The organism is Ruegeria sp. AI2, from assembly GCF_056541275.1.
This window is the reverse complement of the sequence record NZ_JBQFYB010000023.1, coordinates 26,198-33,062: the sequence shown is the minus strand read 5'-3', so window position 1 is coordinate 33,062 and position 6,865 is coordinate 26,198. Positions and strand designations below refer to the sequence as shown.

Here is a 6,865-nt window from a genome sequence, read left to right as displayed (position 1 = left end):
CGGCAAAACGCTCCGGCCACCCGTCCCATAATCGCCCTCAGCGAAGGCAACGACCCCCGCATCACAAAAGGGGCCATCAACGCGCAGAGGGGGGGTCATGCTGTTTTGAAACACACGCTCAGCAGGAGGGTATGATGTCATGACACCTCAGGTTCTCAATCTCTTCGGTGCGCCCGCAACACGCAGCGAACGGCGCCTGGCCGATCTTCCGGGTCGCGTTGTCGACGGCGATCCGCATCACCGGATCGGGATGCATTTTACCAGTCCGGACGGCAAATTGTCGGCGGGCACATGGACCTCGACGCCCGGAAAATGGCATGCGTTCACGGATAAGGACGAATATTGCTATATTGTCAAAGGCCATTGCGCTTTGATCCATGAAGATGGCACCCGACAGGATTTTCGCGACGGGGCAAGTTTTCTGATCCCGAACGGGTTTCGCGGCTATTGGGAAGTCATTGAGGAAACGACGAAGCACTTTGTGATCCGGGATTGCACGTAAGACCTAAAAGGTGCTCAGAAGCGCAAATGCCGTTACGCGGTAAGGTTATTCTTGCCATAAAGGCGTCGCATGATCATGGGCGTCAGGTACATCGGGATCTGATACGCGCCGATGAAGGCCATGATCGGGGCGGTGACATCGGGTGGCAGGGCGACAAAGAATATGGCGATGTTCCGGTTTCCCGCGATGATTGATATCGCGGTCGATTTGTCTGCGGGCAGCCGGTTTCGGCTCAGGTGAAATGCAACGGCTTGTGCCCCGAAATTGGCCAGACAGGCGAGCGCGATCCAGAAGGTTGCAATGGCTGGGTTGTTCAGGGCCGTGGCGCTGACCGAAGGCATCAGCCCGATGACAAAGACGGCCAAGGTAAGTGTCGCCAATCCCTCCAAATTCAGCAGCATCGCGGGTGAGGGTGCGCGCAGAACTGTGCGCCGGGTGACGATGGCAGCCCCGGTTGCAAGTACGATGGTTAGCAGCAATTGCAACCCGGCCAGCAAGACAGATTGAATATCCCCCAGTTCGGGCATGAGCAGAAATACGGGCAATGCGGTCAGCGGCAACAGCGCCGTACCCACAACCATCAGCCGCATCGCGTGTTCAGGCGGATGGCCCATCATCAGGCACATATTGGGACTGCCTGAAATGGACGGGGCCGCCGCCATGATCAGCAGGGACAAAAGGACAGGCGTTCCAGTCCATCCCCCCGCGAACCCGATGGCCAGCACGATCAGCGGCATCACGAATTGAAACCCGATGACTGTGAATGCAACCTTCTGCAGATCACTCAGCGACCCGAGAATGGTTTTCGGGTTCATCCTGAGGACGGTAACAAACAGCAACAAAACGACCAGAGGCGGCAGCAGGTTTCGCATCGGCTCGGCCAGAGACGGCAGCAGAAGCCCAGCCGCCAGCCCGGCGATCAGAACATGAGGGCCATGGCGCGCCACCAGATGAAGCGGGTTCAAGGCCGTTCTACCCGCCCGGGCTTTGGCGCAGATTTTCCGGCAGCCATGTCGCCAGATCCGGGAACCAGATGAGGATGAAAACCATCAATACCATGATCAGGAACATCGGGATCGCTGCACGTGCGATATAGCTCATCTCGTGGTTTGTCATGCCCTGCATCACGAACAGGTTGAACCCAATCGGCGGTGTGATTTGCGCCATCTCGACAACAACCACGATGAAGATGCCGAACCAGATCAGGTCGATCCCGGCGTCACGGATCATCGGTTCAACCACGGCCATGGTCAGCACGACCGAAGAAATCCCGTCCAGAAAGCATCCCAGAATGATGTAGAACACCAGCAAGACCATCAGCAGTTCGAACCGTGTCAGGTCCCATCCGGCGATCAGGTCGGCCAGTCCGCGTGGTAGCCCGGTAAACCCCATCGACAGCGACAAAAAGGCCGCCCCCGCAAGGATCAGGGCGATCATCGCACTGGTGCGCGTGGCCCCCATCAGACTTTCGGTAAAGGTCTTCCAGGTCAGCGACCCCTGACCGGCGGCCAGCAAAAGCCCCCCGATCACGCCGAAAGCGGCGGCTTCGGTCGCGGTGGCATAGCCTAGATACATCGACCCGATGACAACGGTGATCAGCAGGATCACAGGCAGCAGAAAGCGTGAGTTTTTGACTTTCTCGGAAAAGCTCAGCTTGCTTTCGTCGTTCGGGTTCCAGTCCTTTCCCAGCTTGGAATACAGCGCGACATAGCCCATGAACATCGCCGCAAGAACAAGGCCGGGGAGGATACCGGCGAAGAACAGCTTGGTGATCGATTCATTGATCGTCACTCCGTACACGATCAGGGTCAGCGAGGGCGGGATCATCAGCCCCAATGTCGCAGCCCCGGTCAATGTGCCGATGATCATCCGCTCGGGGTAATTGCGTTTGCGCAACTCGGGGATCGACATCTTTCCGACGGTCGTCAGGGTTGCCGCAGACGACCCCGAGACAGCTGCAAAGACAGTGCATCCAACGATATTCGTATGCACCAGACCACCGGGCAGGGGGGCCATCCAGGGCGACAGCCCCTTGAACATGTCCTCGGATAATCGCGTTCGGTACAGGATCTCGCCCATCCAGATGAACATCGGCAGGGCGGTCAGGGTCCACGAGGACGATGCCGACCAGATGGTCGTGATCATGACGTCGCCCACGGGGCGTGTCGTGAACAGCTCCATCCCGACCCACGCAACACCCATCAGGGCCAGTCCGACCCACACACCGGTGCCCAACAGGGTAAAAAGCACAAAGAGGAAGAGGATGATAACAGACAGATTTTCCATGCGCTTACTCCCCGTGGCTCTGATCGGCCAGATCGCGGACGATCCGATGTTCACCGCGGAAAAGGACATGGATCAGGTGATCCGTCAGGGCGATGGCAAGGATCACGGCACCGATCAGCATCGCGGATTGAGGGATCCAAAGGGCGGTTCTATCCTGCCCCTGGCTGACATCGTTGAATTTCCAGCTCCAGTAGACAAAGCGATAGGCATACCAACAGAAATACCACATGACAGCCGTGCCAATGGCAAAGCACCAGACTTCAAGAATGCGCCGCACCCCGTCTGGCACCGCGTTCAGCAGGATCGATACACGGATGTGGCTACCCCGGTTCAGTGCGTTGGCAAACGCCAGAAAAGAGGCGGCAGCCATCGCATAACCGGCATAGTCCGGTGCGCCGGGAAACACTTCGCCGGTCCAGCGGGCCAGCATCTGCACCACGATCAGCAGCAATATGGCAATCAGGCTGAGCGCCGCCAGAACCCCTGCCGCCAGATAAATGAAATCCAATACGGACCGAAGCCCTCGCAAAACCGCCATGCCGTCCCCGCTGTGTTCTGATTGGATGTGAAACGGGCGGCAGGGTATGCCACCGCCCGTTCCGAAAGGATTACTGCGACGAATTGAAGGCGTCGACGATGGCCTTGCCTTCGTCCCCAGCGGCCGCCAACCATTCATTGGTCATGGTCACGCCAATCTCTTTCAACTCCTGCACCATCTGATCCGATGCCGGGCCAACGGTCATGCCGCCATCCCGCAGGCCTTGCAACGTAAAGCCGGTGTATTCCTTGGCGCGCCAGTTCCCGGCATATTCCGCCAGTTCCGCACAGCCCTTGATGACGTTCTTGTTGGCATCGGATACACCAGACCAGACGTCGGAATTGACCATCACATAGTTGCGCGGAAGCCAGGCGTCGACTTCGTAGAAATAGTTCAGGCTTTCCCAAACCTTGCGGTCATACCCGGTCGAACCCGACGATATCATCGAATCCGCGACCCCCGTCGCAAAAGCCTGACTGATTTCAGCCGCTTCGATGGTGACCGGCAGCATCCCGGTCAACTCGGCCAGCCGCGAAGTGGCGTTGTTATACGAGCGGAACTTGATGCCTTTCATGTCAGCGACCGAGTTCACCTCGTTTTTGAAATAAAGACCCTGCGGCGGCCACGGCACTGCATAAAGCAGGGTCAGGTTTTGTTCCTCCAGCACGCGTTCGATCGAAGGTTTGGCCGCTTCCCAAAGCTTGGCGCTGTCGTCGAATGAAGTTGCAAGAAACGGGATGGAATCAAACCCGAACAATGCGTTTTCGTTCTGATGCCCGGACAGCAGCCGCTCACCGATCGGGGCTTGTCCGGTCTGGATCGCGCGTTTGATGTCGGCGCCCTTGAACAGCGATCCGGACGGGTGCGTGACGATTTCAATCTCACCGCCGGTGCCGGTGGTGACGCATTTGGCAAATTCCGCGCCCGTGGCCGAGTGGAAGTTTGACGCCGAATAGGCCATCGGCATGTCCCATTTTTCGGCCATGGCGGGTGCAGCAGCGGTGGCAGTCAGCGCAGTTGCCGCCAGAAGGTTCGTCAGTTTCTTCATCATTCTTCTCCCTGTTGAATTTGGAAACACCGGCGTTTTTCACCGGTTTGTTTGTTATTTTGCGTATCGTGACGGCGTGTAGACGCTCATGTCGACATTTGGCGTTCTGCCCGCAATCATCTGCGCCAGAAGGCGCCCGGTTTTTGGCCCGCCTGTCAGGCCGATATGGTGATGCCCAAAGCCCATGTAGGCCCCTTTGATACCGGGCACATCGCCAATGACCGGGATCGAGTCAGCCGGGGCGGGCCTGTGCCCCATCCATTCCACTTCCTCCTTCCATGTCACGCCCGGGAACGCCGCCCGGGCATTTTTGCGCATCAACTCGAACGGAGCGCGCGAGGGCGGCGCATCCAGCCCTCCGAACTCGACAATGCCCGCCAAGCGTATGCGCCCATCCATCGGTGTCGCAACGAACTTGCCCGAGACAACCATAACCGGGCTGCGCGGCATCGCGGAAGGTTCTACCAATTCAAGATGATAACCACGTTCGCTTTCAAGAGGAACAGAAACTCCCAAGCGCTTTGCCAATGGGCCCGACCAGATCCCGGCCGTCACGACGGCTGCGTCACACGCAATTGTCTCGCCACCGGCCCGAACACCGGTGACATGTCCGTTTTCCCGAACCACATCTTCGACATTTGCGCGTATGAAACGACCTCCGTTCGCCTCAACATGCGCGGCAAGGTCTTTCACGTACCGGCCGGGGTCGGTGATGTGGCCATGATCCGAAAGCCGGGCGGCAAATCCGATGCCCTGACTGTAAACCGGGTCATATTCATGGAAGGCGTGACCTTCCAATTCGTCCCACTGAAACCCGTTCCTGCGCCGGATATCCCAACCAAAGGCATCTTCCTCAAAATGCGCGCGATCCCTGTAAAGAAACAGGTAATCTGACGGAACCAGCCACTTTTCCGCCCCCGTTCCGGCCGCCAGCGCCTTGTGGTCATTCAGGCTGTCGCCAACGATGGATGTCAGTGCTGCGGCGATCCTCTCGACGTCGGCGGCGTTTGCATGGCGGAGGTATTTCCAGAGCCACGGCAGAAGCTTTGGCAAATACCCCCATTTCAGAAACAACGGTTGCGAGGAGCTCAGCAGCATCTTCGGTGCTTTTCCCAACAATCCGGGGACTGTTACCGGTACGATAGAACACGAGGCCAAAACCCCGCCATTCCCGTGCGAGGTACCTTCGGCAGGGCCTGCCTTGTCGATCAGGATCACATTGTGACCATCCCGCTGCAGCCAAACCGCAGTCGAAACGCCGACAATTCCGGCCCCTACGATGGCTATGGTTCTCTTTTCCGTCATTCTGTCACCGCCTTGGCAACCGCATAATGATTCAGTTTGGTCAGATCGGGTCTGCCGCCAAGTCCGGGGCCTTGAGGCACGCAAACCTGACCGTCCTTGACCTGAAATGGCTGCTCCAGAATGTCCTCTTTCAGGAAATAGGACGCCTGATAAAACTCACAGCCCAGAGAGATTTCCGGTGTTGCGGCAATCATGTGCGTGCCCGCCAAATGGGCCAGGCCAGCCTCGAACATGTCACCTCCATAGGCCGTCAGGCCATGGGCCGCAGCGATGCGCGCAACCGTCTGCCCGCGGGTCGGGCCGCCTGACTTCATGATCTTCACCGAAACCCCGTCGCAGATCCCTTCGCGGGCTGCGCGCTCCATGTCTTCGGGGCCAAAGACGCTTTCGTCGGCCAGAAGGGGAACATCCGTCATCTGCCGCAGCTTTGCCATCATGCCAAACTGATGGGCGCGGACAGGTTGTTCAATGAAATCCGGTTTGAACTGGGCGACGTCCCGCACCTGCGATGGCGCATCATCAATGCTGAGCCCTTGATTATAGTCCACGCGGACCGAGAGCTCCGGGTAGTTCTGGGCAAGGTACTCCAGCCGCATGATGTCGAAGGCGTGATCCTTGAACCCGGTCTTGAGTTTGACAATCCGAACACCATCCTCACGCAGGCGTGCCAACAATTCGATGTCCTGGGCAAAGTCGGGGTTTGCGATGGAACAACTCAGCGGAATGCTGTCGCGGAAGCGACCACCCAACAAGGACCAGACCGGAACACCGCTGATCCGGCCTGCCAAATCCAACAGCGCGGTTTCCAGCGCCGCCTTGGCTTCGGTGCAATGTGCCACGGCGTAAGCCGCACGTGCCATGATTGCGGCCCGATCCCCAACGCATGCCCCAAGAACGTGAGGGCGCAGATAACGGTCCAGCGCGGCAAAACTCGCTTCGGGTGTTCCGGTGAATACCGACCAGGGCGACGCCTCGCCATACCCTTGGGTGCCATCCTCGGATGTCAGGCGCAGGATGACGACTTCGCAAACGCCTTCAACCGACCCGATGCCGTGATCCCGGCGGGTTGTGACCGGCAATTCAAGATGCCACAGGTCATAACCGATGATTTTCTGTGCCAGATTGCTCATTTCGCCCCCTGTCGATGGGGAAAGCCTGCCTTGACCGAGCTATCATTTCAAATACT

At 58.3% G+C, this 6,865-nt stretch carries 7 protein-coding genes; 1 reads left to right on the top strand and 6 read right to left on the bottom strand.

All coding sequences use genetic code 11. The features are described from left to right. Positions 1-139 precede the first annotated feature (139 nt). A complete protein-coding gene (locus tag ACR0LL_RS20310; protein ID WP_480589053.1) occupies positions 140-502 on the top strand; it encodes a cupin domain-containing protein in 363 nt (120 codons plus the stop codon). A 32-nt stretch (positions 503-534) separates the two neighbouring features. Here ACR0LL_RS20310 and ACR0LL_RS20305 read toward each other — a convergent pair whose 3' ends face one another. The 6 genes from ACR0LL_RS20305 to ACR0LL_RS20280 form a co-directional block, all read right to left on the bottom strand. Next, a complete protein-coding gene (locus tag ACR0LL_RS20305) occupies positions 535-1,467 on the bottom strand; it encodes a hypothetical protein (RefSeq protein WP_480589051.1) in 933 nt (310 codons plus the stop codon). Between the two features lie 7 nt (positions 1,468-1,474). Then, positions 1,475-2,788, bottom strand: coding sequence for a TRAP transporter large permease (locus tag ACR0LL_RS20300; protein ID WP_480560740.1), 1,314 nt, complete (start codon positions 2,786-2,788; stop codon positions 1,475-1,477). 4 nt (positions 2,789-2,792) lie between these two features. Beyond that, positions 2,793-3,326, bottom strand: a complete 534-nt coding sequence (locus ACR0LL_RS20295) for a TRAP transporter small permease (protein ID WP_480589049.1) — start codon at positions 3,324-3,326, stop codon at positions 2,793-2,795. A gap of 70 nt (positions 3,327-3,396) precedes the next feature. Next, entirely contained in the window at positions 3,397-4,374 is a 978-nt protein-coding gene (locus ACR0LL_RS20290) for a TRAP transporter substrate-binding protein (RefSeq protein WP_480589047.1), read from the bottom strand. A gap of 54 nt (positions 4,375-4,428) precedes the next feature. After that, the gene (locus ACR0LL_RS20285) at positions 4,429-5,679 is read right to left on the bottom strand and encodes an NAD(P)/FAD-dependent oxidoreductase (protein WP_480589045.1); all 1,251 of its coding nucleotides are present in this window, start codon (positions 5,677-5,679) and stop codon (positions 4,429-4,431) included. Beyond that, a complete protein-coding gene (locus ACR0LL_RS20280; protein WP_480589043.1) occupies positions 5,676-6,809 on the bottom strand; it encodes an enolase C-terminal domain-like protein in 1,134 nt (377 codons plus the stop codon). Before ACR0LL_RS20280 ends, ACR0LL_RS20285 begins: the two co-directional genes overlap by 4 nt. Positions 6,810-6,865: the final 56 nt, after the last annotated feature.